Origin of the sequence: Kitasatospora sp. NPDC093679 (genome assembly GCF_040683455.1) — a bacterium.
Taxonomy (GTDB): Bacteria; Actinomycetota; Actinomycetes; order Streptomycetales; family Streptomycetaceae; genus Kitasatospora; species Kitasatospora arboriphila.
In genome coordinates, this window is the sequence record NZ_JBFBDW010000033.1 from 1 (window position 1) to 25,082 (window position 25,082).

Genomic DNA, 25,082 nt, shown 5'->3' on the forward strand with positions numbered 1-25,082 from the left:
TTGCCTGCGCGTCACACCTGACAGTCCTACCGGTTTCCACCCCGAAACGGGGGCAGAACCCGAAGATTGATCACAACATCACACAGGCCCTAGGGCTTGTCTGACAATTCGCGTCGCATCGGCGCGCGGCGTCGGGCGCCCGACCGGGTGTGCCGCCGTATCGGCCTCGTACTGGACGTACTCGGGCGATGCGGCGGTGCGTCCGGTCGGGATGCCCGGCGTCGCGCGCGCGGCGGGAATTGTCAGACAAGCCCTGGGGAGGGTCGGGCCACGGGGGCGCGGGAGACCGCGCCCCCGTGCGCTGCCCGGCGTCAGTCCGCCCACATCTCGTGCAAGGGTCAGGCGCGGCGGTGGACGGTGGACGGCGGGGTGAGTTCCTGGCGACCGCCGGTGGCGAGCATCCGGACCTCGTCGCGGTCGCTGATCTCGGCGCGGACGATGCCGCTGTCGTCGGTGTACACCGGGTGCCCACCGGGGCCGAGGGTGCCGGTGGGATGGACCACCACGATGTCGTCGGTGTCCTGGCCGGGGTGCGGGAAGGACAGCTCGTACTCGGTCATGGGGCACCTCCTCGGGCCGCGCGGGTGCGGGACCGCTCACCAGTGTCGCGCCGCGCGGCGGTCCGCGCGCCCCGGGGGCGGCGGCGGAACCCGTCGGCGGGCCGCTGCGTCCCACTGCCGTTCGGTTGGTTCGTACCGGCAGGGGGTCACTCGGATGCGCAGGGGTGTGGCGGCGGCGGTACCGGCTCTGCTGGTGGTGTGCGCGCTGGCGGGCTGCGGCAGCACGGTGGTGCGCGGCGGCCCGCAGGAGGGCGGCGCGACGGCGGAGGCGACGGCGGACGCGCCCGCACGGCAGCGGGCCGCCGAGGTGGCGGCCGCCTGGCCGGGTTCGGCGCAGGAGAAGGCCTGGCGGTCCGGCTACTACCCGGTGGGCGTGCCCGCGGAGTGGCTGCCGCCGGACGCGTTCCACAGCGGCACGGACAAGGACGCGTACCAGTCGGGGCGGCTGGTGCTGGCGGGCGGGCTGCCGCAGACCTTCTCGGGGCTGACGCAGGTGCGGTGGGCGGACGGCTCGCAGCTGACGCTGCCGCTGCGGTCCGCGGACGCGGTGTTCCGGTCGCTGACCGAGGGCAGGCCCGCGTGCAACGGCACCTGCGGGCAGCCGCTGACGGTGACGGGCGCGGAGCCGGGCACGCGGGAGGTGGCGACCAGCCGCGGACGGGCGGAGATCCCGGTGTGGCGGTTCCGGATCGCGGGGTACGCCGATCCGTTCACCTACCCGGCGGTGGAGTCGCAGCAGCCCCCGTCGGGGCCGCCCGAGGACGTGCGGGGGGCGCGGTCGGCGTCGTTCGCGGCGGTGTCCGCGGACGGCAGGACGGTGACGGCCGGGGTCGCGCACGGCGGCTGCGAGCGGGTGGAGCGCACCGAGGCGTACGAGACCGGCGCCGCGGTGGTGCTGATCGCCCGGGTCCGGTCGACGGCGCGGCCCGGGACGGCGTGCGACGCGGCGCTGCACGTCTCGCCGGAGCGGTTCCGGCTGGCGGGTCCGCTGGACGGCAGGGTGGTCCTGGACCTGGCCACGGGCGCGCCGCAGGTGCCGACGGGGGCCGTGGACGGCGGGCCGGCACGCGGCCGGTAGCGGGCCGTTCCCGGGCCCTGGCAGCGGCGGGCCCGGCGGGGGCAGGATCGGATCCTCTGCGAGAAGGGGCGGTGGTTCTTCGTGTGGCGTACCGAGCGGCTGGTGCTGCGGCTGTGGGAGGCCGGGGACGCGGCGCGCGCCCTGGACCTGTACGGGCGGTGGGAGGTCGCCCGGTGGCTGGGGGCGCAGCCGCGGGTGCTCGCCGACGAGGCGGAGGCGCTGGCGCTGGTCGAACGCTTCCGGGGACGGTCGGCGGACCCGCGGTTCGGTGTGTGGGCGGTCGAACGGGCCGACACCGGGGTGGTGGCGGGCTCGGTGCTGCTGGTGCCGCTCCCCGACGGGGACGGCGAGGTGGAGGTGGGGTGGCACTTCCACCCGGACTCCTGGGGGAACGGCTTCGCCACCGAGGCCGCGCGGGCCGCGGTGGCGAAGGGCTTCGCGGACGGCCTGCCGGAGATCCGGGCGGTCGTCCGCCCGGGCAACGCCCCCTCGGCGGCGGTCTGCCGCCGCCTCGGCATGACCCCCCGGGGCCGCACCACCCGCTGGTACGGCACCGACCTGGACGAATTCCTCCTCACGGCGGGCCACCACCCGGGGTGACCGCTCAGGGGCAGCCGCTCGGGGACAGCCCTCAGCGGGTGGCCCGGGCGGCCAGTCGGGTGAGGGTGTCTTCGGCGGTGGTGAGGACGGAGATGTGGCCGTCGTCGGGGCGGGTCCGCAGGTCGGCGGTGGGGATGCGGTCGGCGAGCCAGCGGCTGTGGGCGGCGGGGACGATGCGGTCGCGTTCGCCGTGCACCAGCAGGACGGGTGTGCGGATCCGCCCGGGGTCGAAGCCCCAGGGGGCGGTGTAGGCGAGGTCGTCGTCGATCAGTGCGGCGGGGCCGGCGGCGACGGCGGGGCCGACGACGGTGTCGAACCAGGACCAGACGCCGTGCAGGGCGGCGAGGTCACCGGGGGTGAACTCGCAGTCGTAGTCGGCGCCGTGGTCCTGCTGGTGGCGTTCCTTGGCGGCGCGGCCCGCGGCCGCGGCCCGCAGTGAGGCGATCCCGGAGTCGGTCATTCCGGCGTACCAGTCGAGGCCGTCGGCGCCATAGGGGGCGAGTCCGGCGACGGAGGCGGCGGCGAGGACGCGGTCGGGCAGCAGGGCGGCGCAGGCGAGGGCGTGCGGCCCGCCGCCGGAGTGGCCGAGGACGGCGAAGCGTTCGATGCCGAGGGCGTCGGCGAGGGCGGCGGTGTCGGCGGCCGCGGAGGCGATGTCCCGGCCGGGGAGGGGTGTGGAGCCGCCGTAGCCGGGGCGGTCGTAGGAGACGAAGCGGATGCCGAGGCGGGCGGCGGCGGGCAGCAGGGGTGCGGGCGGTGTGCCGAGGTTGGGGGTGCCGTGGTGCCAGACGACGGTGAGCGGGGCATCGGCGGGCCCGGTGTCGTAGGAGCGGAGGGTGCGACCGTCGGACAGGGCGATCTGATGGTCCGTCATGGTGTGGACGCTACCGGCCGGGGCCGACAACGGGCCCCGGCCGGTGGTGCGCCGGGCGGGATCGTCAGAACGGGAAGCGGCTGCGGCCGTGCTGGATGGAGATCCACTTGACGGTGGTGAAGGCCTCGACGGTGGCGTCGCCGTTGAGGCGGCCGACGCCGGAGTTCTTCTCGCCGCCGAAGGGGACGATCGGCTCGTCGGCGATGGTCCCGTCGTTGATGTGGATCATGCCGGTGTCGATCCGCCGGGCGAAGCGGACGCCGCGCTCGATGTCGCCGGTGTGGACGGCTCCGCTGAGGCCGAACGGGGTGTCGTTGGCGATCTCGACGGCCTGGTCGTCGCCGTCGAAGGGCACCACGACGACGACCGGGCCGAAGATCTCGCGGCGCAGCACGGGGGCGTCGTGCGGGACGCCGGTGAGGACGACCGGGTCCATCAGGGTGCCGACGGTGGTGCCGCGGAGCAGGACCTCGGCGCCGCCGGCGACGGCCTCGTCGACCTGGGCGGTGATGGCGTCGGCCTGGGTGGAGTTGATGAGCGGGCCGATGTCGGTGGCCGGGTCCTGGGGGTCGCCGACGGTGAGGGTGCGGATCTTGGCGACGAACCTGGCGGTGAACTCGTCGAGGACGGAGCGGTCGACGAGGACGCGGTTGGCGGCCATGCAGACCTGGCCCTGGTGGGCGAAGCGGCTGAAGACGGCGGCGTCGACGGCGTAGTCGAGGTCGGCGTCGTCGAGGACGACGAGGGCGCTGTTGCCGCCGAGTTCGAGGACGGTGCGCTTGAAGTGGGAGGCGGCGACGGTGGCGACGTGCCGGCCGACGGCGTCGGAGCCGGTGAAGGCGATGACCTTGGGGACGGGGTGCTCGATGAAGGCGTCGCCGATCTCGGCGATGTCGGTGAGGACGACGTTGAGCAGGCCGGCGGGCAGGCCGGCGTCCTCGAAGAGCTTGGCGATCAGGGTGCCGCCGGTGATCGGGGCGTCCTGGTGGGGCTTGAGGACGACGCCGTTGCCGAGGGCGAGGGCGGGGGCGACGGCCTTGAGGGAGAGGAACAGCGGGAAGTTGAACGGGCTGATGACGCCGACGACGCCGACCGGCAGGCGGTAGAGCCGGTTCTCCTTGCCGTCGACCGGGGAGGGCAGGATGCGGCCCTCGGCGCGCAGCGAGAGCTGCATGCACTCGCGGAGCATGTCCTTGGAGAGGGAGATCTCGAAGGCCGCCTTGAGGCGGGTGCCGCCGAGCTCGGCGATGATCGTGTCGGTGATCTCCTGCTCGCGCTCCTCGATGAGGCGCAGGGCGCGTTCGAAGACGAGGCGGCGGGTGTACGGGTTGGTGGCGGCCCAGGTGCGCTGGGCGCGCTGGGCGGCCCGGTACGCCTGGTCGACCTCGTCGGCGGTGGCGACGGTGATGGCGGCGAGCTTCTCGCCGTCGTAGGGGTTGATGTCGACGATGTCCCACGAGCCGCTGCCGGGGCGCCACTGGCCGTCGATGTACTGCTGCGACAGTTCCGTGAAGTGAGACATCCGCTGCCTTTCGGTGAGGTCCGCCCTCGTGACCGGATTTGACGGAACCTCATCCTACTGACCGACGATCAGATGTCCTGGAGAACGGAGCGGATAAGGGTCAGTGAACGCTCGGGGGACAGGCTGGCCTCGCTGAGCCGGCGCAATGCCGCGGCGTACTCGGCGACCTCGGCCGGCCGGTCCAGGTAGAGGGCGCTGGTGAACTGCTCCAGGTAGACGACGTCGGGCAGTTCGGACTCGGTGAAGCCGAGGACGGAGAACGCGCCGGCCTCGGCGCCGGGCAGGTCGGTGCCGAGCGGCACCACCTGCAGGGTGACCTCGGGGCGGGCGGCGGCCTCGACGAGGTGCCGGAGCTGGCCGCGCATCACCTCCGGTCCGCCGCAGGGGCGGCGCAGGGCGGCCTCGTCGATGACGGCGTGCAGGGCGGGGGTGCGGCCGCCGGCGAGCAGTTGCTGGCGGCGCATCCGGACGGCGACCCGGCGGTCGACCTCCTGCGCGGTGGCGTGGTGCCGGCCGAGCAGGACGACGGCGCGGGCGTACTCCTCGGTCTGCAGCAGCCCGGGGACGAACTGGATCTCGTAGCTGGCGATCGAGGCGGCGGCCTCCTCCAGGCCTAGGTAGGTCTGGAACCAGGTCGGGACGACGTCCTCGTAACCGTGCCACCAGGAGACGGCGTTGGCCTCGGCGACGAGGCCGAGCAGGGTGGCGCGCTCCTCGCCCCGGTCGAGGCCGTAGAGGGTGAGCAGGTCGGCGACGTCGCGCTCCTTGAAGCCGACCCGGCCGAGCTCCATCCGGCTGATCTTCGACTCGGACGCGCGGATCGAGTAGCCGGCCTCCTCGCGGGTCACGCCGCGGGCCTCGCGCAGCCGCCGCAGCTGGGAGCCCAGCAGCAGCCGGTGCGCGGTCACCCCGCCGCCCGTGTGGAGCATGCTCATCGCGCCGACCTCCGTGTCCGGTGGGGCAGTTGCCCGTCGGGCGCAGTCTGCCACCAGGGTCGGACAGCCGGAAGGGCGCACCGCGCCGCTCCCAGCCGATTGCCAGGAAAGTCGTGGAGTGCACGCCCGGTGCGGGCCGTCGGCATGCCGACGACGGGCGGCGGACGGGCCGGAACAGCAGGCAGCGCCTGCCCCCAACTGGTCGGGGAGTGGGCAGGCGCTGCAACCGCAGGGTCCCGGCGGCTCTGGCGGGTCGCGGTGTTACTGCAGCCGGAGTTGTCTCCGGTCGTGCGGGGTGTCAGACCACCAGGGGGCGGTCCGTCGGGCGGATCGGGGCGGGCAGCGGGGTCTTGCCGCCGAGGTACTTGTCCACCGCGGCTGCGGCGGAGCGGCCCTCGGCGATCGCCCAGACGATGAGCGACTGGCCGCGGCCCGCGTCACCGCAAACGTACACGCCCTCGACGTTGGTGGCGAACTTGCCGTCACGGGCGACGTTGCCGCGGGCGTCCAGCTCGACGCCGAGCTGCTCGACCAGGCCGTTCTTGACGTCGGTGCCGGTGAAGCCCATGGCCAGGGTGACGAGCTGGGCCGGGATGGCGCGCTCGCTGCCGGGCACCTGCTCGAACTTGCCGTCCTTGAACTCGACCTCGACGAGGTGGAGCTGCTGGACGTTGCCGTCCTCGTCGCCGCTGAAGTGGGTGGTGGAGACGGAGTAGATCCGCTCGCCGCCCTCCTCGTGCGCGGAGGTGACCTTGTAGGTCATCGGCATGGTCGGCCAGGGCTGGTGGCCGGGGCGCTCCTCGCCGGGGCGCGGCATGATCTCCAGCTGGGTGACCGAGGCCGCGCCCTGGCGGTGGGCGGTGCCGACGCAGTCCGCGCCGGTGTCGCCGCCGCCGATGACGACCACGTGCTTGCCCTTGGCGCTGATCGGGGAGTCGACGTAGTCGCCCTCCTGCACCTTGTTGGCGAGCGGCAGGTACTCCATGGCCTGGTGGATGCCGGCCAGCTCCCGGCCCGGGACGGGCAGGTCGCGGGCGGTGGTGGCGCCGGCCGCGACGACGACCGCGTCGAAGCGCTCGCGCAGCTGCTGGCCGGTGATGTCCTCGCCGACGTGGACGCCGGTGCGGAAGCGGGTGCCCTCCGCGCGCATCTGCTCGATGCGGCGGTTGATGTGCCGCTTCTCCATCTTGAACTCGGGGATGCCGTAGCGCAGCAGGCCGCCGATGCGGTCGGCGCGCTCGTACACGACCACGGTGTGGCCGGCCCGGGTGAGCTGCTGGGCGGCGGCCAGGCCGGCCGGGCCGGAGCCGACGACGGCCACGGTCTTGCCGGACAGGCGCTCCGGGACCTGCGGGGTGACGCCGCCGCGGTCCCAGGCCTTGTCGATGATGGTGACCTCGACGTTCTTGATGGTCACCGCGTCCTGGTTGATGCCGAGGACGCACGCCGACTCACAGGGCGCCGGGCAGAGGCGGCCGGTGAACTCCGGGAAGTTGTTGGTGGCGTGCAGGCGCTCGATGGCGCCCGTCCAGTCGTCCCGGTAGGCCAGGTCGTTCCACTCGGGGATGAGGTTCCCGAGCGGGCAGCCGTTGTGGCAGAACGGGATGCCGCAGTCCATGCAGCGGCCGGCCTGCTTGGTGATGATCGGCAGGAGGCTGCGCTCGACGTAGACCTCGTTCCAGTCCCGCAGACGGACGTCCACGGGACGGCGCTCGGCCAGCTGCTTCGGGGTGGTCAGGAAGCCCTTCGGGTCAGCCATGTGCCGCCTCCATCATCTTGCGAGTGGTCTCGGACTCGGAGAGCCCGTCGCGCTCAGCGGCATCCTTGGCGGCGAGCACAGCCTTGTAGTCGGTGGGCATGATCTTGGAGAAGCGGGAGACGCCGCTGCCCCAGTCGGCGAGGAGCTCGGCGGCCACGGTGGAGCCGGTCTCCTCGTAGTGCTGCTGCACGGTCTCGCGCAGCCAGTCGCGGTCCTTGGCGTCGGGGGCCTCGATGCCGACCATGCCGCCGTTGACGTTGGCCGGGCGCAGGTCCAGGACGAACGCGATGCCGCCGGACATGCCCGCCGCCAGGTTGCGCCCGGTCTCGCCGAGGATCACGACCCGGCCGCCGGTCATGTACTCGAGGCCGTGGTCTCCCACGCCCTCGACGACCAGGGTGGCACCGGAGTTGCGGACGGCGAAGCGCTCGCCGGCCTTGCCGCGCAGGTGGACGCGGCCGCCCGTGGCGCCGTAGCCGATGGTGTTGCCGGCGATGACGTGGTTCTGCGCGTCGGCGCCGATGGCCGCGGCGTCGCGGGCCGGGCGGACGACGATGACGCCGCCGGACAGGCCCTTGCCGACGTAGTCGTTGGCGTCGCCCTCCAGGCGCAGGGTCACGCCCTTCGGCACGAAGGCGCCGAACGACTGGCCGGCGGAGCCGGTGAAGGTCACGTCGATGGTGCCCTCGGGCAGGCCCTCGCCGCGGTACTTCTTGGTCACCCGGTGGCCGAGCATGGTGCCGACCGTGCGGTTGACGTTGCGGATCGGCAGCTGGATCCGGACGGCCTCGCCGCGCTCCAGGGCGTCCTCGGCCAGCTCGATGAGCTGGTTGTCGAGGGCCTTGTCGAGCGAGTGGTCCTGCACGGTGGTGTTGTGCAGGGCCGCGCCCTCCGGCAGCTCGGGCACGTGGAACAGCGGCGCCAGGTCGAGGCCGGCGGCCTTCCAGTGGCCGATCGCGTCCGCCGCGTCGATGTGCTCGGCGTGGCCGACGGCCTCCTCGATCGAGCGGAAGCCCAGCTCGGCGAGGATCTCGCGGACCTCCTCCGCGATGAACTCGAAGAAGTTCACCACGAACTCCGGCTTGCCGGAGAAGCGGTCGCGCAGCACGGGGTTCTGGGTGGCGACGCCGACCGGGCAGGTGTCCAGGTGGCAGACGCGCATCATGATGCAGCCGGAGACCACCAGCGGGGCGGTCGCGAAGCCGAACTCCTCGGCGCCCAGCAGGGCGGCGATGACGACGTCGCGGCCGGTCTTCAGCTGGCCGTCGGTCTGCACGACGATGCGGTCGCGCAGACCGTTCAGCAGCAGGGTCTGCTGGGTCTCGGCGAGGCCGAGCTCCCAGGGGCCGCCCGCGTGCTTGAGCGAGGTCAGCGGCGAGGCGCCGGTGCCGCCGTCGTGGCCGGAGACCAGCACCACGTCGGCGTGCGCCTTGGAGACGCCCGCGGCGACGGTGCCGACGCCGACCTCGGAGACCAGCTTCACGTGGATGCGGGCCTCGGGGTTGGCGTTCTTGAGGTCGTGGATCAGCTGGGCCAGATCCTCGATGGAGTAGATGTCGTGGTGCGGCGGCGGGGAGATCAGGCCGACGCCCGGGGTGGAGTGCCGGGTGCTGGCGACCCACGGGTACACCTTGTGGCCGGGCAGCTGGCCGCCCTCGCCGGGCTTGGCGCCCTGGGCCATCTTGATCTGGATGTCGTCCGCGTTGACCAGGTACTCGCTGGTGACGCCGAAGCGGCCGGAGGCGACCTGCTTGATCGCGGAGCGGCGCTCCGGGTCGTACAGGCGGTCCGGGTCCTCGCCGCCCTCACCGGTGTTGGACTTGCCGCCGAGGCGGTTCATCGCGATGGCGAGGGTCTCGTGCGCCTCGCGCGAGATGGAGCCGTACGACATGGCGCCGGTGGAGAAGCGCTTGACGATCTCGGAGACCGGCTCGACCTCGTCGATCGGGATCGGGGTGCGGTCCTTGGCGTCCAGCTTGAACAGGCCGCGCAGCGTCATCAGGCGCTCGGACTGCTCGTTCACCCGGGAGGTGTACTGCTTGAAGATGTCGTACCGCTTGTTGCGGGTGGAGTGCTGCAGGCGGAAGACGGTGTCCGGGTCGAACAGGTGCGGCTCGCCCTCGCGGCGCCACTGGTACTCGCCGCCGATCTCCAGCGCGCGGTGCGCGGCCGGGATGCCGGAGGCCGGGTACGCCTTGGCGTGGCGGGCAGCGGTCTCCTTGGCGATCTCGTCCAGGCCGATGCCGCCGAGCTTGGTGGTGGTGCCGGCGAAGTAGCCGTCGACCAGCTCCTGGGAGAGGCCGATCGCCTCGAAGACCTGGGCGCCGCGGTACGAGGCCACGGTGGAGATGCCCATCTTCGACATGACCTTGAGCACGCCCTTGCCGAGCGCCTTGATCAGGTTCTTGATGGCCTTCTCGGGCTCGACGCCCTGGATGAAGACGCCCTGCGCGACCAGGTCCTCGACGGACTCCATCGCCAGGTACGGGTTGACCGCGCCGGCGCCGTAGCCGATCAGCAGCGCGACGTGGTGCACCTCGCGGACGTCGCCGGCCTCGACGATCAGGGACACCTGGGTGCGCTGCTTGGTGCGGATCAGGTGGTGGTGGATCGCGGAGGTGAGCAGCAGCGACGGGATCGGCGCGTGCTCGGCGTCCGAGTGGCGGTCGGAGAGGACGACGATGCGGGCGCCGTCGGCGATCGCGGCGTCGGCCTCGGCGGCGATCTCGGCCAGGCGGGTGGCGAGGCCGGCGCCGCCGGTCGACACCTTGTACAGGCCGGACAGCGTGACGGCCTTCAGTCCGGGCTGGTCGCCGTCGGCGTTGATGTGGATCAGCTTGGCCAGCTCGTCGTTGTCGATCACCGGGAAGGTGATGCCGACGGAGCGGCAGTGCGAGGGCTGCGCGTCGAGCAGGTTGCCCTCGGGGCCGAGGTTGCTCAGCAGCGAGGTGACGAGCTCCTCGCGGATGGCGTCCAGCGGCGGGTTGGTGACCTGCGCGAAGAGCTGCACGAAGTAGTCGAACAGCAGGCGCGGCTTCTCGGAGAGCGCGGCGATCGGCGAGTCGGTGCCCATCGAGCCGAGCGCCTCGCCACCGGTCTTGGCCATCGGCGCCAGGATGACGCGCAGCTCCTCCTCGGTGTAGCCGAAGGTCTGCTGACGGCGGGTCACCGAGGCGTGGGTGTGGGCGATGTGCTCGCGCTCGGGGAGCTTGGCGAGCTGGATCTGCCCGGCGGCGACCCACTCCTCGTAGGGGTGCTCGCCGGCGAGGGCGGACTTGATCTCCTCGTCCTCGACGATGCGGCCCTCGGCCGTGTCGACCAGGAACATCTTGCCGGGCTGCAGGCGGCCCTTCTTGACGACCCGCTCCTGCTCGATGTCGAGCACGCCGACCTCGGAGGAGAGGACGACGAGGCCGTCCTCGGTGATCCAGTAGCGGGCGGGGCGCAGGCCGTTGCGGTCGAGGACCGCGCCGACCTGGGTGCCGTCGGTGAAGGTGACGCAGGCCGGGCCGTCCCAGGGCTCCATCAGGTTGGAGTGGTACTGGTAGAAGGCGCGGCGGGCCGGCTCCATGGTGGCGTGGTTCTCCCACGCCTCCGGGATCATCATCAGCACCGCGTGCGGCAGCGAGCGGCCGCCGAGGTGGAGCAGCTCCAGGACCTCGTCGAAGGAGGCCGAGTCGGAGTGGTCCGGGGTGCAGATCGGGAAGATCCGCTCCAGGCCCCGGCCGTCGGCGTTCGCGGGGATGAGGTCGGTGGCGAGCTGGGACTCGCGGGCGGTCATCCAGTTCCGGTTGCCCTTGACCGTGTTGATCTCGCCGTTGTGCGCGACGAAGCGGTACGGGTGGGCGAGCGGCCAGCTCGGGAAGGTGTTGGTCGAGAACCGCGAGTGCACCAGGCCGACGGCGGAGGCGTAGAGCCGGTCCGACAGGTCGGGGAAGAAGGGCTCCAACTGGCCGGTGGTCAGCATGCCCTTGTAGACGATGGTGCGGGCGGACAGCGACGGGAAGTAGACGCCGGCCTCGCGCTCGGAGCGCTTGCGGACGACGAAGGCGATCCGGTCGAGCTCGATGCCGGCCTTCTCGCCGTGCGACACGAAGAGCTGGCGGAAGCGCGGCATGACCGAGCGGGCGGTGGCGCCGAGCAGGTCCGGGGTGACCGGGACGTCGCGCCAGCCGAGGACGGTCAGGCCCTCCTCGGCGGCGACGGCCTCGACGGCCGCGACCGCGGCGGCGTCGGCGGCGTCCTCGTCGGGGAGGAAGGCGATGCCCACCGCGTAGGAGCCGGCGGCCGGCAGTTCGAAGGAGACCTTGCTGCGCAGGAAGGCGTCCGGGACCTGGGTCAGGATGCCCGCGCCGTCGCCGGAGTCCGGCTCGGCGCCGGTGGCGCCGCGGTGCTCCAGGTTGCGCAGGACGGTCAGCGCCTGGTCGACGACAGTGTGGTCGGCGATGCCGGTCAGCGTGGCGACGAAGCCGACGCCGCAGGCGTCGTGCTCGTTCCGCGGGTCGTACAGGCCCTGAGCAGCAGGTCGCGCATCCGGAACGAGCGCGTACGGGCGGTTGGCCTGCGCGGGCTCGTTGGCGGAGTGCATGGATGCAGACAGCATCGGCTCTCCCGTCGTCGTCTTGTGGCTTGGGAGCACACCGTCCGGCCGGGGCCGGAGGGGCTTGGTGCATTAAGGGACGACGTTGGCCCTCTGCGAATTTTCGTGCAGGTTACATGATGCCGGAGATCTTGCGAAGTGGAACAAGGCGTCCATATGGCGGACATAACCCGCAGGTCAGCGGCGGTTACCGGTTAGTAGGACCGGCCCGGCGCAACGCGCAACGGTGCGCGTGTTTCCACCAGTGTGCCCAACGGTCGCGCGGGTGAAACAGAGCCGAAACGCCCTGGCCATGCACGCGCGGACACTGCTCCTGCGATTCCATCCCGTACGACCGAGTGCCGGGATGGAATCGAGGGCCGGAAGCCGCCGCGGAGAGCGTAGAACAGGCATGGACCACCGACCCATGTGTGGAACGTCACGCACTGCTCGGCATATCCATGCGGCGCGCTGTGGCATCGCACGAGGTCAGCCGAGCTGTCCGCCGATGAGCCGGCCCAGCAGGAAGGTCAGCCCGGCGGCCGCGCCGCCCAGCGCCAGCTGCCGCAGGCCGCTGAACCACCAGCTGCGCGCGGTCACCCGGGCGACCACGGCGCCGCACAGGAACAGGCCCAGCGCGGAGGCGATCAGCGCCGGCCAGAGCGCCGTCGCGCCCAGCAGGTACGGCAGCAGCGGCAGCAGCGCGCCCAGCGCGAAGCAGCCGAACGAGGAGGCGGCCGCGACCAGCGGCGAGGGCAGGTCGTCGGGGTCGACGCCCAGCTCCTCGCGGGCGTGCACGGCGAGGGTCTTCTCGGGGTCGCGGGAGAGCTGCCGGGCCACCTCGTGCGCCAGCTCCGGCTCCACGCCCTTGGCCACGTACAGCTGGGCGAGTTCGGCGAGCTCGCCGTGCGGGTTGCGGCGCAGCTCGATCCGCTCGGCCTCGATCTCCGCCTCCACCAGCTCGCGCTGGGAGGCGACCGAGGTGTACTCCCCCGCCGCCATCGAGAAGGCGCCGGCGGCGAGGCCGGCGAGACCGGTGAGGAGGACGGCGCTGCGGCCGGCGTCCCCGCCGACCACGCCGCTCACCAGGGCGAGGTTGGAGACCAGGCCGTCCATCGCGCCGAAGACGGCGGGCCGCAGCCAGCCGCCGTTCACGTCGCGGTGGTGCCCGTCCTCCGGGATGCGCGGCTTCGGCTCCTCGGTGGCGGTCGGGTGTGTCACGGTGCTCACGGGTCAGGCCCCCCTGTCGGACGTCCCCCTGCACAGCCGGGCACGGCGCCGTCGCCGTGGGCCTGGGCAGGGTTGCCCGCAGGGCTCTACGGGTTCGAACGTAGCCCGTTGACCTGCGACTTTCCAGCAAAGTAAGGCTGTCCGAACATGCCGGCGGCCGCCCTCCACACGGGGTGGCGGGCGGCCGTCGGGCGGACGTTCCGGCAGGTCAGGCGGGGATCAGGCCGGCTGCTCCGGGGCGGCGTCGGCCGGCGCGGCGGTGCGCTCGGCGCCGCGGGTGCTGTCCGAGGAGCGGGACGGACCGTCCTCGGCGGCCTCGGCGCGGGCCGCCGGGTCGATGGAGTCCGGCGCCTCCCGGCCGGGGCGCAGCCGCGCGGACACCACCAGGTAGGCCACGGCGGCGACGAAGACCACGATCGAGGTCCAGTCGTTGAGGCGCAGGCCCAGGATGTGGTGCGCCTCGTCGATGCGCAGGTACTCGATCCAGAACCGGCCCACGGTGTACGCGGCGACGTACAGGGCGAAGGCCCGGCCGTGGCCGAGGGTGAAGCGGCGGTCGGCCCAGATCACCAGCAGGGCCACACCGACGCACCAGAGCGACTCGTACAGGAAGGTGGGGTGGAAGACGCCCTCGATCACGGTGCCGTCCGACTCCACCTTGTGGATCTCCAGGCCCCAGGGCAGCGTGGTCGGCTTGCCGTACAGCTCCTGGTTGAACCAGTTGCCCCAGCGGCCGAAGGCCTGGGCGAGGGCGATGCCGGGCGCGATGGCGTCGGCGTAGGCGGGCAGCGGCACGCCGCGGCGGCGGCAGCCGATCCACGCGCCGACCGCGCCGAGCGCGATCGCGCCCCAGATGCCGAGGCCGCCCTCCCAGATCTTGAAGGCGTTCCACGGGTTCTTGCCGTCGCCGAAGTACAGCTGGTGGTCGGTGATCACGTGGTACAGCCGGCCGCCGACCAGGCCGAAGGGCACGGCCCAGACGGCGATGTCGCCGACGGTGTGCTTGGCACCGCCCCGGGCGACCCAGCGCTTGCTGCCGAGCCAGACCGCGACGACGACGCCGATGATGATGCAGAACGCGTAGGCGCGCAGCGGGACCGGCCCCAGGTGGAGGACGCCCCGCGACGGGCTCGGGATGTATGCGAGATCCATGGCAGGGTCGACGCTACCGTGTCCCGGCCGCCGGATCGGCACCGGCGCGGGTCACAGCTTCCGAACGGTCGCGGGGCGCCCGGGTCGGGCGGCCGGTCAGGGGGTGGCCGCGGCGCTCGTGGCCTGGGCCGCGGGCGATCCGGTGGTGCCGAGCTTCTTGCCCTGGTTGGCCTCGTCGACCCACTTCACGAGGTTCTCCGGGGAGATCTGCTCGTCGCCCTTCTTCGGGTAGATCGGGGTGCCGTTCAGCGTCAGGGTCGGCGTTGACTTGAAGCCGGACTTGTCGAAGTCCTGTTGGACCGCGGAGACCCAGTCGCCGTACTTGTTGTCGTTGACGCAGGCCCGGAAGGTCGGGGTGTCCAGTCCGGGGACCTGCTGGGCGAGGTCGATCAGGGCCGCCTTGTCGCCGTAGGTGTCGGCGGTCTCCGGCGGCTGGTTCTTGTAGAGGACGTCGTGGTAGGCACGGAACTTGCCGGCGTCCTGCGCGCAGGCGAGGGCGTTGGCGCCGTACTTGGAGCCCTTGCCGCCGAGCGAGCGGTCGATGAACGACACGATGTGGTAGTTCACGGCGAGCTTGCCCGCGTCCTGCAGCTCGTTGACCGTCTGGGAGAAGGCATGCTCGAAGCTGCCGCAGGCGGGGCAGCGCGGGTCCTCGTAGACGGTGAGCACGGAGGGGGCGTCGGCGGCGCCGGAGGGGATGACGAGGTTCTTCTCGCCGATGGTGCCGGTGGGGGCGGCGGTCGGCGTCTCCGGCGTGGAGCGCTCGTTCTGCACGATCACACCGGTGACGACCGCGGCGGCGATCACCGCGACCGCGACGCCGGCGACGATCAGCTGCTTCTTGCGGCGGCCACGGGCCTCGTCGGCGGCACGCTGCTGCAGCATGCGCTCGCGGGCTGTGCGCTTTCCTTCTCGGTTCTTGTCGCTCATGGGTGCTGTTTCCAAGGCCGTGTCCGGGTCGTCGAAGGGATGCGGGGTGTCCGCGGGGTCGGGGGTGCAGGGGGTGCGGGCGCCCGGGCGGGGGCGGCGCGGGGGTCTGCGTCAGGCGGCGAGCCAGGAGTCGAGGGAGAACTTCGTCCTCGGCCGGAAGAGCAGCCAGAGGGCGAGCAGCAGGAAGCCCGTGTCGCGGAGGATCTCCCGGAAGTACTCCGTCTTGGACGCGTCGACCGCGCCGCCGCCGCCGAAGCAGCCGCAGTCGATGGAGATGCCGCGGGCCCAGGCCGAGGCGATGCCCGCGATGAAGGTGAGCAGCAGCAGGGCGGAGACCGCGGCGACCAGCCTCGTGCCGAGGCCGATCAGCAGCAGCAGGGCGAGCGCGAGCTCCAGGAACGGCAGGCCGTAGCCGACCGGCTTGACCAGGGACTCGGGCAGGATCTCGTAGGCGCGGACGGCCTGGGCGGCCTCCGCCGGGTCGGAGACCTTGGCGAGCCCGGCCCAGCCCCAGACCACGGCGAGCCCGAGCCGGGCGGCCAGGCCGATCCATTCGGCGGCGGGCCCGGAGAGCAGCCGGCGGAGCCCTCCGTCGGCGTGCGGCCGGATCGTCTGCGGACTGGCCATGGCTCTCCCCCTGGGCATGTGCGGCTCCGCGCGGCGCCGCGCGGACTCGGTGCGGCGCTGTACGGACTCGGTGCGGCGGGCCGCGGCGAGCGGCCCCTGACGGATGAACCGTAGAGGAAGAGGTACGGTTCCTCCGCATTAGCGAATTAAGCCGAAAGGGTGAGATTTTCGCTGCTGATGTCCGTCTTGTTCTAACGGGTCTGACGATCCGTCCGGCCGCAGCGGCCGCCCGGCGTGTCGGGGCCGGCGGGCGGACGGCCGTGGTGGCCCGCCGCCGGGCCGTCGAGCTCGGCGAGGGCCGCCGCGGCGGTGGTGCAGGCCCGGGCGTCCCGGTCGGCCTGTTCGGCACCGCGCCTGGCCAGCGCCTGCCCCGCCGAGGTCTGCACCGCGAGGGCCGCGCCCAGCGCGAGGGCGGCGGCCGCCGCACGGATCAGGACGGCGCGGTGCAGGAACGGCACGGGCGGGCCTCTCGACGGTCTGGGCGGTTGCAGGGTGCACGAACCACGGAGTGCGGACGGCACCGTCAACCCGTCCCTCCGCTCAACGCGGGTCAACCGCGCGCGATGCGCACAGGGCCCGCTCTCCACTCGTCCGGGTGAACCGAACGCGCGACGGGAGCACTCCGGGAGGCGCCCGGGAACGCCGGCGGCCCGCCGCCTCGGGCGAGGCGACGGGCCGTCGGACGGTACGGGCTGCGCGGCTACCGGCGGCGGACTCCGGCCGCGAGGTCGGCGGCGAGCGCCCGCACGGCCTCCAGCGCCGCGGCGGTGTCGCCGTCGGCGTCCAGGATGCGCTGGACGAAGGCCGAGCCGACGATCACGCCGTCGGCGAAGCCCGCGACCTCGGCGGCCTGGTCGGCGGTGGAGACGCCGAGGCCGACGCAGACCGGCAGGTCGGTGGTGGCCCGGGTGCGGGCGACCAGGTCCTCGGCGAGGTTGCCGACCCGGGCCCGGGTGCCGGTGACACCCATGACCGCGGCGGCGTAGACGAAGCCGGAGCCGGCCGCGGTGACCTCGGCGAGGCGGGCGTCCTTGCTGCTGGGGGCGACCACGAACACGGTGTCCAGACCGTGCTCGCCCGCTGCCTTGCGCCATTCCTCGGACTCCTCGACCGGCAGATCGGGCAGGATGCAGCCCGCTCCGCCGGCCGCCGCCAGGTCGGCGGCGAACCGGGCGACGCCGTAGCGGTCGACCGGGTTCCAGTAGGTCATGACCAGGACGGCCGCCTCCGGGTGGGCGGCGGCGACCTCGGCGACGGTGTGCAGCACGTCCTTGATCCGGACGCCGCCGCGCAGCGCGATGTCGTCGGCGGTCTGGATGGTCGGGCCGTCCAGCACCGGGTCGGAGTGCGGCAGGCCGATCTCGACGACGTCGCAGCCGCCCTCGATCAGGGCGTTGACCGCGGCGATGCCGCCGTCGACGGTCGGGAAGCCGGCCGGCAGGTAGCCGATCAGGGCGGCACGGCCCTCCGCCGCGGCCGCGGCCAGGACGCTGCTGAGCTTGGATGCCATGGTCAGTTGCCCTCGCCGCTCTCGGTGGTCGCCTGGTCGTAGAGGCCGAAGTACTCGGCTGCGGTGTGCATGTCCTTGTCGCCGCGGCCGGAGAGGCTGACGAGGATCGTCGCCTCCGGGCCGAGCTCGCGGCCGAGCTCCAGGGCGCCGGCCAGCGCGTGGGCGCTCTCGATGGCCGGGATGATGCCCTCGGTGCGGGACAGCAGGCGCAGCGCCTGCATGGCGGCGTCGTCGGTGACCGGGCGGTACTCGGCGCGGCCGGTGTCCTTGAGCCAGGCGTGCTCGGGGCCGACGCCGGGGTAGTCCAGGCCGGCCGAGATGGAGTGCGACTCGATGGTCTGGCCGTCCTCGTCCTGCAGGACGTAGGTGCGCGAGCCGTGCAGCACGCCGGGGTCGCCCTTGGTGAGGGTGGCGGCGTGACGCGGGGTGTCGGCGCCCTCGCCGGCCGCCTCGCAGCCGATCAGGCGGACACCGGCGTCCGGGATGAACTCGTGGAAGATGCCCATCGCGTTGGAGCCGCCGCCGACGCAGGCGACGACCGCGTCGGGCAGTCGGCCGGTGCGCTCCAGGACCTGCTCGCGGGCCTCGACGCCGATCACCCGGTGGAAGTCGCGGACCATCATCGGGAAGGGGTGCGGACCGGCGACGGTGCCGAACAGGTAGTGGGTGGAGTCGACGTTGGCGACCCAGTCGCGGAACGCCTCGTTGATGGCGTCCTTGAGGGTGCGGCTGCCGGACTTCACGGCGACGACCTCGGCGCCGAGCATCCGCATCCGGGCGACGTTCAGCGCCTGGCGCCGGGTGTCGACCTCGCCCATGTAGATGGTGCAGTCGAAGCCGAACAGCGCGCAGGCGGTGGCGGTGGCCACGCCGTGCTGGCCGGCGCCGGTCTCGGCGATGATCCGGGTCTTGCCCATCCGCCGGGTGAGCAGGGCCTGGCCCAGCACGTTGTTGATCTTGTGCGAGCCGGTGTGGTTCAGGTCCTCGCGCTTGAGCAGGATGCGCGCGCCGCCGGCCTCGGCGGAGAACCGCCGGACGTCGGTCAGCGGGCTGGGCCGGCCGGTGTAGTCCTTGAGCAGCGCGTCGAGCTCGGCGGCGAAGGCCGGGTCGGTCTTGGCCTTCTCGTACTCCTCGGCGACCTGCTCGACGGCGGCGACCAGCGCCTCCGGGATGAAACGGCCGCCGTAGGCGCCGAAGTAGCCGCGCGCGTCCGGGACGTGGGCGCCCGGCAGGTAGTCCTTCTCGGACATGGTGAAGCGTCCTTCTGGGTCGATGGGATGACAGGAGGGACGGCCGCTCAGCGGCCGTGCGTCCTGCGCCATCGACGGCCCGGCACCTGGCCGGGCTCGCAGCCGATCACGTAGCGCACCCGCCGCCCCAGCACCCGGCGTGCGGGCGCGCGGCAGCCGCGCGGGCGGCAGCCGGGGGCGAGGCGGGAGGCGAGTTTCACGGCAGCGGTCAGCCCTTGTGGCGGAGGGCCGGGTGGGCGCCGGCGGCGACCAGGTCGGCCACCGCGGCCTTCGGGTCCCCGCCGGTCACCAGGGACTCGCCGACCAGCACCGCGTCGGCGCCGAGGTTGGCGTACTGGATGACGTCGAGCGGGCCGCGGACACCGGACTCGGCGACCTTGACGATCCCGGCCGGGATCGCGTCGACCACGTTGCCGAAGGTGTTGCGGTCCACCTCGAGGGTCTTGAGGTTGCGGGCGTTCACACCGATGATCTTCGCTCCGGCGTCCACCGCGCGGGCGATCTCCTCCTCGTCGTGCACCTCGACCAGCGGGGTGAGCCCGATCGACTCGGCCCGCTCGACGAGCGAGACCAGGGCCGGCTGGTCCAGGGCCGCGACGATCAGCAGCGCGAGGTCGGCGCCGTGCGCGCGGGCCTCCCACAGCTGGTACGCGGTGACGATGAAGTCCTTGCGGAGCAGCGGGGTGTCGACCGCGGCACGGACCGCGTCGAGGTCCGCGAGGGAGCCGCCGAAGCGGCGCTGCTCGGTCAGCACGCTGATCGCGGCGGCGCCGCCGGCCGCGTAGTCCAGCGCCAGGGCGGCGGGATCGGCGATGGCCGCCAGTGCGCCCTTGGAGGGGCTGGAGCGCTTGACCTCGCAGATCACCCGGACGCCGTCGCCGCGCAGCGCGGCCACGCCGTCCTTGGCCACCGGTGCCTTGGCGGCGAGCTCCTTGAGCTCGTCCAGGGACACCTGGGCCTGTCGCTCGGCGAGGTCCTCACGGACCCCGTCGATGATCTCGTCGAGCACACTCACGCGAGCGCCCCCATGTCGTCTTATGGCTGGGTGCCGGGAGGTGCGGAGGACTCCGGACCCGCCCGGCCTGGCTGTGCGGTCAAAACCTCGGGGGCGTTTCGCACGAACCGGTGAGGATGGTGTGCAGACGCGCCCCCGTTGGCCCTTCGATGGTATCGGGCGCAGGGGGCGCAAGGCGCATCCGCCCGGCGCGCGTCTCGCGGAGCGGACCGCCTGGCGGCGGGCGGGCGGGCCGGACGGCGGGCGGGCCGGACGGCGCCGACAGCACGGGACGGCCAGGTCAGACCAGTGGCGGTGCCAGGCCGGCGCCGGCGGGCAGGTTGCGCAGCACGGTGAAGACCACCAGTGCCACGGCCAGCAGCACCGTCTGCGGAAGGGTGACGACGAACCTCGGCGGTGCGCCGCCGGTGACGGCGGACCACAGCCAGCGGAGCCAGAACACCGCGGCGGCCACGGCCAGCACCATGACCAGCAGGTTGTCGTGGCCGGCCGCGTTCAGGTCGCCGTGGGTCAGCGCGTGCACGCAGCGCAGGCCGCCGCAGCCCGGGCAGAACCAGCCGGTGGCCTGCAGCACCGGGCAGGTCGGGTAGTGGCCCGGCGCATTGGGGTCGACGGCGGCGACGTACGCGGTGGGCAGCCCGACGGCCACCAGCGCAGCCAGCGGGCGGGCCAGCCGGCGGCCGAGCGGCACGGGGAGGACGGGAGCGTTCACGCCGCCGATTCTCCTCCCCCGGCCGCCGCGTACGGCGCAGGGCCGCGCGGTGACCGTGGCGTGCCGGACGTGCGCGCGCCCCCGGTCACGACGGGTGACCGGGGGCGCGGCGCTGCGGCGCAGGTGTCAGGCGGCGCTGACGGGGGTGCGCTCCTCGGCGGCCGGGGCGGCGGCGGGGGCGAAGTTGGTGCTGGGCTGCTTGCCCATGCCGGCCATCGACATCGCCTTGCCGACCACGCCGGCGGCCACCACGATCACCAGGCCGACCACGACGAGCAGCACGTTGGGGATGATCATGGCGACGCCGCTGACCGTGAAACCGATGAAAGCGATGGTCACGCCGGTCCAGGCGGCGGGAGTGTGGCCGTGCGCTGCTGCCGACATCTGCTGGTGCTCCTTGTTCTCCGGATCCCGGCCGGGCACCTCGGGGCGCTCGACGGGTTGACCCTTCCATTGTGCCGGGCCCTCACGCCCGTCCCCAAGGCGGGCCCCGGGTCAGTCGGTGGGATCTTCGCCACGGTCGAGGGCCTTCCACAGCTCCGCGGACCGGTCGGTGGGCCGCGGCCTGGCGGCCGCCTTCGCGGTCGGGGCCTCGTAGCGGGCGCCCATCGCCGGCCAGCCGCGGCCGGAGCGGACGGTCAGCAGCCCGGCGACGGCCAGCAGCACACCGCCGGCGGCGGCCACCCAGGGCCAGGGGGTCCGGCTGATCTGCTCGGCCCGGGCGCCGGCCAGCGCGAGGCGCCCGGCGGCCTCGGCGTCCAGCCCGGCGGTGTCGGTGACGCCGATCACCGCACCGGCGACCACGCCGAGACCGGCCAGCACGGCGAGCACGCCGACCGCCGTCCGGGCGGCGCCGCGCACGGCGAAGACCGCGACGGCCGCGGCCAGCCCGGTCAGGGCGAGCCCGGTGGGCAGACCGGTCAGCCGGGAACCGGTGGCGCTGACCGCCAGGCGGCCGCCCGCCGTCCCGGCGACCACGCCCTCGGCCCAGGTCCGGCCGACGGAGGTCAGGACGAGCAGGGCGCCGACCGCGGTCAGCAGCAGCATCAGGACGAGCGAGCGGCGGTCGGTCTTCGGTGCGGGAGAACTCACCCGACCAGTGTCGCCGACGGCCCGCACGGGCCGGACGCCCGGGTCCCGGTACGGGGGCTCAGATGCACCGCAAGGGGCCGCGTGGGGACACGCCTTACGCCGGTTCGCGGGGGAAGCCGCCGGTGGCGACGACCAGTGTCCGCCCGGGCAGCTGCACGGGCAGGTCCTCGCCGAACGGCACCCGCTCGGCCAGGTGGTAGGCGCCGGCGGGCTGCGGGTCGGAGTGCACGGTGCAGACGCCCTCGGCCGGGTCCACCACCACGTACACCGGGACGCCGTGCCCGGCGTACCGGCGCAGCCGTTCGACGAGGCCGCCGTGCGGGCCCGCCGCCGGGACGACCTCCAGCACCGCTTCGAGGTCCGGCCAGGCCCAGTGGCCGCGGCCGTCGGGCCGCGCCCCGTCGGCGACCACCACCAGGTCGGGGGCGCGGCCGGGGCGGGCGGCGGGGAGGTCCAGTGCCGCGTCGGGGACGGCGCGGCCGCGGCCCGCCAGCTGGTCCTCGACCTGCCGGGCGGCGTCGAGGACGATCGCCCGGCGGGCCGCACCGCGGGGGCTCACGACGGCCCTCCCGTCCGCGGCCCGGCCGGCGCGGACGCGGCGGGCACGGTCACGGCGGTGGCGGTCATGGCGGTGCCTCCCTCCGCGGGATCGACCACCTCACGATACCGGCGGTCGCAGGGTGTTGGCGGTGGCCACGGCGCGCAGCACGGCCGCCGCCTTGTTGCGGCACTCGGTGTCCTCGGAGTGCGGGTCGGAGTCCGCGACCACGCCGGCGCCGGCCTGCACGTAGGCGGTGCCGTCGCGGAGCACGGCGGTGCGGATCGCGATCGCGGTGTCCGAGTCGCCGGCGAAGTCCAGGTAGCCGACGCAGCCGCCGTACAGGCCGCGGCGGGTGGGCTCCAGCTCCTCGATGATCTGCATGGCGCGCGGCTTGGGGGCGCCGGAGAGGGTGCCGGCGGGGAAGCAGGCGGTGAGCACGTCGAAGGCCGTCCGTCCCTCGGCGACCCGGCCGGTGACGGTGGAGACGATGTGCATGACGTGGCTGTAGCGCTCGACCGACATGAAGTCGACGACCTCGACGCTGCCCGGCTCGCAGACCCGGCCGAGGTCGTTGCGGCCGAGGTCGACCAGCATCAGGTGTTCGGCGCGCTCCTTGGGGTCGGCGAGCAGCTCGGCGGCGAGCTCGGCGTCCTCGTGCGGGGTGGCGCCGCGGTGCCGGGTGCCGGCGATCGGGTGCACCATCGCCTCGCCGCCGCTGACCTTGACCAGTGCCTCCGGGCTGGAGCCGACCACGTCGAAGCCTCCCTCGGCGGTGCCGTCCGGCCCGGGGAAGCGGAAGAGGTACATGTAGGGGCTGGGGTTGGTGGTGCGCAGCACCCGGTACACGTCGAGCGCGGAGGCCGGGCAGGGCGCCTCGAAGCGCTGCGAGGGCACCACCTGGAAGGCCTCGCCGGCCCGGATCCGCTCCTTGATCGTCTCGACGGCCGCCCGGTACGGCGCGCCGCCGAACGGCGAGTGCGCCTCGGCGGCGGTCGGGGTGAAGGTGGCCAGGCCCGGGTCGACCGGCTTCAGCAGGTCGGCCTCCATGGCGTCGAGGCGGGCGACCGCGTCGGCGTACGCCTCGTCCACGCCGCTCGCCAGGTCGTTGTGGTTGACCGCGTTCGCGATCAGCAGCACGGTGCCGTCGACGTGGTCGAGGACGGCGAGGTCGGTGGCGAGCAACAGGGTGAGCTCGGGGAGCTCCAGGTCGTCCGGGGTGAGGTTCGGCAGCTTCTCCAGCCGGCGGACGACGTCGTAGCCGAGGTAGCCGACCATGCCGCCGGTGAGCGGCGGCAGGCCGTCGTCGGTGTGCCGCGGGGTGTGCAGGGCGGCGAGGGCGGCGCGCAGGACCTCCAGCGGGTCGCCGGCGGTGGGGATGCCGACCGGCGGGGTGCCGTGCCAGCGGGCGTTGCCGTCCGGGCCGGCGGTGAGGGTGGCGGCGCTGCGGACGCCGACGAAGGAGTACCGGGACCAGCTCCGGCCCTGCTCGGCGGACTCCAGCAGGAAGGTGCCGGGCCGCTCGCCGGCGAGGCTGCGGTACAGCCCGATCGGGGTGAGGCCGTCCGCGAGGAGCCTGCGGGTGACGGGGATGACCCGGGTGTCGGCGGCGAGCTTGCGGAAGACCTCGAGATCCATGGGAGCGGGCACCGTTCGGAGGAGGAGGGGCGGGCTGCTGACTGGTCGTGCGGGCGCCGGGAGCGCCTGGGCCGGGAAGGGCTAGGCGACGGGCAGGACGTCGGCGTCGAAGCAGGTGCGGTCGCCCGTGTGGCAGGCCGCGCCGGTCTGGTCGACCTTCACCAGCAGGGTGTCGCCGTCGCAGTCCAGCGCGACGGAGACCACCCGCTGGACGTGGCCGGAGGTGTCGCCCTTCACCCAGTACTCGCTGCGGCTGCGGCTCCAGTAGGTGCAGCGGCCGGTCGTCAGGGTGCGGTGCAGCGCCTCGTCGTCCATCCAACCCAGCATCAGCACCTCGCCGGTGTCGTACTGCTGCGCGATGGCGGGGAGCAGGCCGTCGGCGGTGCGCTTGAGCCGGGCGGCGACGGCGGCGTCCAGGGCGGTGCTGCCGGGGGCTGCGGGAGTGGTGGACATGCGGACCATTCTCGCAGCTCCGGCCCGGCGCGGTGATCGGTGTTCGGGGAGTGGTCAGGAGTGGTCGCCCTGCGGTCCCTCCGGGGCGCCGGCCGCGGGCGGTCAGCCGGTGCCGGGGCTCTCGCAGCCGTCCGGCCAGACCACCCGGACGTCCAGGCCCGCCCGGCGGGCCTGCGCGACCACCCGGGCCGGCTCGCTGCCGGGGCGGCCGTCCCAGACCGCGATCAGCTCGTCCACCATGCCGACCAGGGCGTGGCCGGTCTCCTCGCCGGGCCCGCCGGACTCGGCCGGGGCCAGCCGGTGCACGGCGTTCGCCGCGTTCAGCAGCCGGCGGCGGGTGTCGCGGCAGCCCGCCCCGGTGAAGGCGCCCGCCCTGGCCTCCGCCGCGGACAGCACCACCTCGATCCGTCCGCCGTGGTCGAGGACGGACTGCGCGAACCAGGTGTCCGGCCCGGGCCGCAGCCGGCCGACGCCGACCAGGTCGTAGGCGCCGTGCGCGGTGACGAGTTGCCAGAGTTCGCCCCGGACGAGCATCTCGGTCAGGTCCGAGAGGCGTTCGTGCCCGATGATTCCGACTCGCATGAGAAGTTGACCCCTTGTACGGGTCGTGCCGCCCCCAGCGTACCCATCGCCGCCGGGCCGGCCGCGACCGATGCCGGAGCAGCAGACGACGGGCCCGACACGGGCCGGGAACCGAGGACGGGATGATCGTGGCCTTCTCCGTCACGCCGCTGGGCGTGGGCGAGGACGTCGGCGAAGCGGTGGCCGCGGCCGTGAAGGTGGTCCGCGACAGCGGGCTGCCCAACCGGACGGACGCGATGTTCACCAGCGTCGAGGGCGAGTGGGACGAGGTGATGCCGGTGGTGCGGGCGGCGATCGAGGCGGTGAAGGCCTACAGCAACCGGGTCAGCACCGTGATCAAGATCGACGACCGGGTCGGGGTGAGCGGCGGGCTGACCGCCAAGGTCGAGACCGTGGAGCGGTACCTCGCGGCGATGGAGGACCACGGCGGCGAGTAGCGGTGATCC

General features: G+C 73.5%; 23 protein-coding genes and 1 pseudogene. 3 read left to right on the forward strand and 21 right to left on the reverse strand.

The features are described 5' to 3' along the window. Window positions 1–338: 338 nt before the first annotated feature. Entirely contained in the window at window positions 339–560 is a 222-nt protein-coding gene (locus AB0O09_RS24855; RefSeq protein WP_363544543.1) for a DUF6296 family protein, read from the reverse strand. A 154-nt stretch (window positions 561–714) separates the two neighbouring features. Between AB0O09_RS24855 and AB0O09_RS24860 the strand changes: the two genes are divergently transcribed. Together AB0O09_RS24860 and AB0O09_RS24865 are read left to right on the forward strand one after the other, a co-directional pair. Further along, complete coding sequence (locus AB0O09_RS24860) at window positions 715–1,638, forward strand: hypothetical protein (RefSeq protein ID WP_363544545.1); 924 nt, start codon at window positions 715–717, stop codon at window positions 1,636–1,638. An 81-nt stretch (window positions 1,639–1,719) separates the two neighbouring features. Continuing rightward, window positions 1,720–2,238 carry a GNAT family N-acetyltransferase gene (locus AB0O09_RS24865; protein WP_363544547.1) on the forward strand — a complete coding sequence of 173 codons (519 nt, stop codon included), beginning with the start codon at window positions 1,720–1,722 and terminating at the stop codon, window positions 2,236–2,238. A gap of 31 nt (window positions 2,239–2,269) precedes the next feature. Here AB0O09_RS24865 and AB0O09_RS24870 read toward each other — a convergent pair whose 3' ends face one another. The 20 genes and pseudogenes from AB0O09_RS24870 to AB0O09_RS24965 all read right to left on the reverse strand — a co-directional run bounded on the left by AB0O09_RS24870 (window position 2,270) and on the right by AB0O09_RS24965 (window position 24,636). After that, window positions 2,270–3,112 carry an alpha/beta hydrolase gene (locus AB0O09_RS24870; RefSeq protein WP_363544549.1) on the reverse strand — a complete coding sequence of 281 codons (843 nt, stop codon included), beginning with the start codon at window positions 3,110–3,112 and terminating at the stop codon, window positions 2,270–2,272. 64 nt (window positions 3,113–3,176) lie between these two features. Beyond that, window positions 3,177–4,634, reverse strand: coding sequence for an aldehyde dehydrogenase family protein (locus AB0O09_RS24875; protein WP_363544550.1), 1,458 nt, complete (start codon window positions 4,632–4,634; stop codon window positions 3,177–3,179). Between the two features lie 68 nt (window positions 4,635–4,702). Further along, complete coding sequence (locus AB0O09_RS24880; RefSeq protein ID WP_363544552.1) at window positions 4,703–5,569, reverse strand: helix-turn-helix transcriptional regulator; 867 nt, start codon at window positions 5,567–5,569, stop codon at window positions 4,703–4,705. Between the two features lie 298 nt (window positions 5,570–5,867). After that, complete coding sequence (locus tag AB0O09_RS24885; RefSeq protein ID WP_363544553.1) at window positions 5,868–7,328, reverse strand: glutamate synthase subunit beta; 1,461 nt, start codon at window positions 7,326–7,328, stop codon at window positions 5,868–5,870. Beyond that, on the reverse strand, window positions 7,321–11,916 hold the full coding sequence (gene gltB / locus AB0O09_RS24890) for a glutamate synthase large subunit (RefSeq protein ID WP_363544648.1): 4,596 nt from the start codon (window positions 11,914–11,916) through the stop codon (window positions 7,321–7,323). Before gltB ends, AB0O09_RS24885 begins: the two co-directional genes overlap by 8 nt. A 480-nt stretch (window positions 11,917–12,396) precedes the next feature. Further along, on the reverse strand, window positions 12,397–13,128 hold the full coding sequence (locus AB0O09_RS24895) for a VIT1/CCC1 transporter family protein (protein WP_363544651.1): 732 nt from the start codon (window positions 13,126–13,128) through the stop codon (window positions 12,397–12,399). 228 nt (window positions 13,129–13,356) lie between these two features. After that, window positions 13,357–14,289 carry a prolipoprotein diacylglyceryl transferase gene (lgt, locus tag AB0O09_RS24900; protein ID WP_363544554.1) on the reverse strand — a complete coding sequence of 311 codons (933 nt, stop codon included), beginning with the start codon at window positions 14,287–14,289 and terminating at the stop codon, window positions 13,357–13,359. Between the two features lie 96 nt (window positions 14,290–14,385). Beyond that, the gene (locus AB0O09_RS24905) at window positions 14,386–15,219 is read right to left on the reverse strand and encodes a thioredoxin domain-containing protein (RefSeq protein ID WP_363544555.1); all 834 of its coding nucleotides are present in this window, start codon (window positions 15,217–15,219) and stop codon (window positions 14,386–14,388) included. A gap of 111 nt (window positions 15,220–15,330) precedes the next feature. Continuing rightward, window positions 15,331–15,846, reverse strand: coding sequence for a MauE/DoxX family redox-associated membrane protein (locus AB0O09_RS24910; protein ID WP_363544556.1), 516 nt, complete (start codon window positions 15,844–15,846; stop codon window positions 15,331–15,333). Window positions 15,847–16,037: 191 nt separating this feature from the next. After that, a complete protein-coding gene (locus tag AB0O09_RS24915; protein WP_363544558.1) occupies window positions 16,038–16,304 on the reverse strand; it encodes a hypothetical protein in 267 nt (88 codons plus the stop codon). A 242-nt stretch (window positions 16,305–16,546) separates the two neighbouring features. Beyond that, window positions 16,547–17,356 carry a tryptophan synthase subunit alpha gene (gene trpA / locus AB0O09_RS24920; RefSeq protein ID WP_363544559.1) on the reverse strand — a complete coding sequence of 270 codons (810 nt, stop codon included), beginning with the start codon at window positions 17,354–17,356 and terminating at the stop codon, window positions 16,547–16,549. 2 nt (window positions 17,357–17,358) lie between these two features. Further along, window positions 17,359–18,606: a tryptophan synthase subunit beta gene (trpB, locus tag AB0O09_RS24925; RefSeq protein ID WP_359980210.1), complete on the reverse strand. Its 1,248-nt coding sequence runs from the start codon at window positions 18,604–18,606 to the stop codon at window positions 17,359–17,361. 208 nt (window positions 18,607–18,814) lie between these two features. Continuing rightward, the gene (gene trpC / locus AB0O09_RS24930) at window positions 18,815–19,621 is read right to left on the reverse strand and encodes an indole-3-glycerol phosphate synthase TrpC (protein ID WP_363544561.1); all 807 of its coding nucleotides are present in this window, start codon (window positions 19,619–19,621) and stop codon (window positions 18,815–18,817) included. 280 nt (window positions 19,622–19,901) lie between these two features. Continuing rightward, window positions 19,902–20,333, reverse strand: a complete 432-nt coding sequence (locus AB0O09_RS24935) for a DUF2752 domain-containing protein (protein ID WP_344624001.1) — start codon at window positions 20,331–20,333, stop codon at window positions 19,902–19,904. Between the two features lie 126 nt (window positions 20,334–20,459). Next, window positions 20,460–20,717 (reverse strand): HGxxPAAW family protein, encoded by a 258-nt coding sequence (locus AB0O09_RS24940; RefSeq protein ID WP_363544563.1) that lies wholly within the window; start codon window positions 20,715–20,717, stop codon window positions 20,460–20,462. Window positions 20,718–20,828: 111 nt separating this feature from the next. Next, window positions 20,829–21,425: a TIGR02234 family membrane protein gene (locus tag AB0O09_RS24945; RefSeq protein ID WP_363544565.1), complete on the reverse strand. Its 597-nt coding sequence runs from the start codon at window positions 21,423–21,425 to the stop codon at window positions 20,829–20,831. Between the two features lie 94 nt (window positions 21,426–21,519). Next, window positions 21,520–22,005, reverse strand: a pseudogene (locus tag AB0O09_RS24950) (Uma2 family endonuclease); the annotation flags it as partial. A 78-nt stretch (window positions 22,006–22,083) separates the two neighbouring features. After that, complete coding sequence (locus tag AB0O09_RS24955; RefSeq protein WP_363544567.1) at window positions 22,084–23,601, reverse strand: anthranilate synthase component I; 1,518 nt, start codon at window positions 23,599–23,601, stop codon at window positions 22,084–22,086. A gap of 81 nt (window positions 23,602–23,682) precedes the next feature. Continuing rightward, the gene (hisI, locus tag AB0O09_RS24960) at window positions 23,683–24,054 is read right to left on the reverse strand and encodes a phosphoribosyl-AMP cyclohydrolase (protein ID WP_363544569.1); all 372 of its coding nucleotides are present in this window, start codon (window positions 24,052–24,054) and stop codon (window positions 23,683–23,685) included. Between the two features lie 102 nt (window positions 24,055–24,156). After that, complete coding sequence (locus AB0O09_RS24965; protein WP_363544571.1) at window positions 24,157–24,636, reverse strand: hypothetical protein; 480 nt, start codon at window positions 24,634–24,636, stop codon at window positions 24,157–24,159. 122 nt (window positions 24,637–24,758) lie between these two features. On the opposite strand from AB0O09_RS24965, the gene AB0O09_RS24970 reads away from it, so the two are divergent. Further along, the gene (locus tag AB0O09_RS24970) at window positions 24,759–25,073 is read left to right on the forward strand and encodes an MTH1187 family thiamine-binding protein (RefSeq protein ID WP_363544572.1); all 315 of its coding nucleotides are present in this window, start codon (window positions 24,759–24,761) and stop codon (window positions 25,071–25,073) included. Window positions 25,074–25,082: the final 9 nt, after the last annotated feature.

What these genes read in the sequence shown, in the direction of transcription:
- AB0O09_RS24855 (WP_363544543.1), bottom strand. Translation starts at nt 560, where the DNA reads ATGACCGAGTACGAGCTGTCCTTCCCGCACCCCGGCCAGGACACCGAC.
- AB0O09_RS24860 (WP_363544545.1), top strand. Translation starts at nt 715, where the DNA reads ATGCGCAGGGGTGTGGCGGCGGCGGTACCGGCTCTGCTGGTGGTGTGC.
- AB0O09_RS24870 (WP_363544549.1), bottom strand. Translation starts at nt 3,112, where the DNA reads ATGACGGACCATCAGATCGCCCTGTCCGACGGTCGCACCCTCCGCTCC.
- AB0O09_RS24875 (WP_363544550.1), bottom strand. Translation starts at nt 4,634, where the DNA reads ATGTCTCACTTCACGGAACTGTCGCAGCAGTACATCGACGGCCAGTGG.
- AB0O09_RS24880 (WP_363544552.1), bottom strand. Translation starts at nt 5,569, where the DNA reads ATGAGCATGCTCCACACGGGCGGCGGGGTGACCGCGCACCGGCTGCTG.
- AB0O09_RS24885 (WP_363544553.1), bottom strand. Translation starts at nt 7,328, where the DNA reads ATGGCTGACCCGAAGGGCTTCCTGACCACCCCGAAGCAGCTGGCCGAG.
- gltB (WP_363544648.1), bottom strand. Translation starts at nt 11,916, where the DNA reads ATGCACTCCGCCAACGAGCCCGCGCAGGCCAACCGCCCGTACGCGCTC.
- lgt (WP_363544554.1), bottom strand. Translation starts at nt 14,289, where the DNA reads ATGGATCTCGCATACATCCCGAGCCCGTCGCGGGGCGTCCTCCACCTG.
- AB0O09_RS24905 (WP_363544555.1), bottom strand. Translation starts at nt 15,219, where the DNA reads ATGAGCGACAAGAACCGAGAAGGAAAGCGCACAGCCCGCGAGCGCATG.
- AB0O09_RS24910 (WP_363544556.1), bottom strand. Translation starts at nt 15,846, where the DNA reads ATGGCCAGTCCGCAGACGATCCGGCCGCACGCCGACGGAGGGCTCCGC.
- trpA (WP_363544559.1), bottom strand. Translation starts at nt 17,356, where the DNA reads ATGGCATCCAAGCTCAGCAGCGTCCTGGCCGCGGCCGCGGCGGAGGGC.
- trpB (WP_359980210.1), bottom strand. Translation starts at nt 18,606, where the DNA reads ATGTCCGAGAAGGACTACCTGCCGGGCGCCCACGTCCCGGACGCGCGC.
- AB0O09_RS24940 (WP_363544563.1), bottom strand. Translation starts at nt 20,717, where the DNA reads ATGTCGGCAGCAGCGCACGGCCACACTCCCGCCGCCTGGACCGGCGTG.
- AB0O09_RS24955 (WP_363544567.1), bottom strand. Translation starts at nt 23,601, where the DNA reads ATGGATCTCGAGGTCTTCCGCAAGCTCGCCGCCGACACCCGGGTCATC.
- hisI (WP_363544569.1), bottom strand. Translation starts at nt 24,054, where the DNA reads ATGTCCACCACTCCCGCAGCCCCCGGCAGCACCGCCCTGGACGCCGCC.
- AB0O09_RS24965 (WP_363544571.1), bottom strand. Translation starts at nt 24,636, where the DNA reads ATGCGAGTCGGAATCATCGGGCACGAACGCCTCTCGGACCTGACCGAG.
- AB0O09_RS24970 (WP_363544572.1), top strand. Translation starts at nt 24,759, where the DNA reads ATGATCGTGGCCTTCTCCGTCACGCCGCTGGGCGTGGGCGAGGACGTC.